At 67.6% G+C, this 1,828-nt stretch carries 1 protein-coding gene and 2 pseudogenes; 2 read left to right on the plus strand and 1 reads right to left on the minus strand.

Going from position 1 to position 1,828, the window contains the following annotated elements; all coding sequences use genetic code 11:
• A pseudogene (locus tag JNL31_RS15835) lies at nucleotides 1-185 on the minus strand (heme A synthase); the annotation flags it as partial.
• A gap of 153 nt (nucleotides 186-338) precedes the next feature.
• Between JNL31_RS15835 and obgE the strand changes: the two are divergent.
• Together obgE and JNL31_RS15845 are read left to right on the plus strand one after the other, a co-directional pair.
• Nucleotides 339-1,361: a GTPase ObgE gene (gene obgE / locus JNL31_RS15840; protein WP_294975273.1), complete on the plus strand. Its 1,023-nt coding sequence runs from the start codon at nucleotides 339-341 to the stop codon at nucleotides 1,359-1,361.
• Nucleotides 1,349-1,828 (plus strand): annotated as a pseudogene (locus JNL31_RS15845) (glutamate 5-kinase); the annotation flags it as partial. The gene obgE and the pseudogene JNL31_RS15845, both read left to right, overlap by 13 nt.

A 1,828-nucleotide genomic window follows, 5' to 3' on the forward strand; every position in this document is an offset into this window, starting at 1 on the left:
TCCGTCAGCCGGGTCAGCCCGCCCACCACGATCATCGCCACGACCAGCAGGAACAGCCCCACCAGCCACAGCCGGATGCCCGCCCGCGCGCCCTTGGGCCGGGCGTCGATCCCGCCTCCAACTGGTGCGACCGGAGCCTTCTGCCCCGGGCCGACCTCTTCGAAAATGCTGCGCTTGGTGGCCATCCGTTAAACCCTTTCGCTTCGCGCCGGAGACTAGGCCCGCCCACCCCCACCTTCAAGGCCCTGCGCCCAACCCTGCCGCAACCGCCCGCCGCTTGAGCATCCGCCCCGCTTCCTGTATCCCCGCGCTTTGACCCCTGCCCGAAAGCCGCGTCCATGAAATTCCTCGACCTCGCCAAAGTCTATATCCGCTCGGGCGGCGGCGGGGCGGGAAGCGTCTCGTTCCGGCGCGAGAAGTTCATCGAGTTCGGCGGCCCTGACGGCGGTGACGGCGGCCACGGCGGCTCGGTCTGGGCCGAAGCGGTCGAGGGCCTCAACACGCTCATCGACTACCGCTACCAGCAGCATTTCTTCGCCAAGTCCGGCCAACCCGGCATGGGCAACCAGAAGACCGGCAAGTCGGGTGACGACATCACGCTCAAGGTCCCCCTCGGCACCGAAATCCTGGACGAGGACGAAGAGACCGTCCTCGCCGACCTGACCACCGTCGGCCAGCGCGTTTGCCTTGCCGAGGGCGGCAACGGCGGCTGGGGCAACCTGCGCTTCAAATCCAGCACAAACCGCGCGCCCGCCCGCGCCAACCCGGGGCAAGAGGGGATCGAGCGCACCATCTGGTTGCGCCTGAAGCTGATCGCCGATGCAGGGTTGGTCGGCCTGCCGAATGCCGGGAAGTCCACCTTCCTCGCCGCCGTCTCGAACGCCCGGCCGAAGATCGCCGACTACCCCTTCACCACGCTGGTCCCGAACCTCGGCGTCGTCGGCATCGACGGGCACGAATTCGTCATGGCCGACATCCCCGGTCTGATCGAGGGCGCCTCCGAAGGCCGTGGCCTTGGCACCCAGTTCCTCGCCCATGTCGAACGCTGCAAGGTCCTGCTGCATCTGGTCGACGGCACATCTTCGACAATCACGAAGGATTTCAAGACCATCGTGACCGAACTTGAAGCATATTCTGAAGTTCTGGGCGACAAGCCCCGCATCGTCGCGCTGAACAAGACCGACGCGATGGATGCCAAGCAGATCAGCGACCGCCGCCGCGCGCTGGAGAAAGCCTCCGGCGGCCCGGTCCACGTCATCTCCGGCGTCTCCGGCAAGGGCCTGCCCGAGGTCCTCCGCGCGCTCTACGCCAGCATCACCGCCGCGGCCCCGGTTCAGGAGTCGGGACCGTGGCAACCTTGACCGCCGGCCTCTCGGCCCCCGACATCCGCAGCGCCAAACGGCTGGTCGTGAAGATCGGCTCCGCCCTCCTCGTCGACCGCAAGTCCGGCCTGAAACAGAACTGGCTCTCCGCCCTCGCGCTCGACGTGGCCGAGGCGAAGACCCGTGGCACGGCCGTCATTCTCGTCTCCTCCGGCTCCATCGCGCTTGGCCGCAAGGTGCTGGGCCTGCCCGAAGGCGTCCTGACTCTGGAACAGTCGCAAGCCGCCGCCGCCGTCGGCCAGATCCGCCTCGCCCGCGCCTATGAGGAGGTGCTGGCCCCGCACGGCATCACCACCGCGCAGATCCTCGTCACGCTGGAAGATACCGAGGACCGCCGCCGCTACCTCAACTCCCGCGCGACGATGGAAACGCTGCTCTCTCTCGGCGTCGTCCCGATCGTGAACGAGAACGACACCGTCGCCACCGACGAAATCCGCTTCGGCGAC

Origin of the sequence: Tabrizicola sp., from assembly GCF_016792905.1 — a bacterium.
Classification (GTDB): domain Bacteria; phylum Pseudomonadota; class Alphaproteobacteria; order Rhodobacterales; family Rhodobacteraceae; genus Tabrizicola.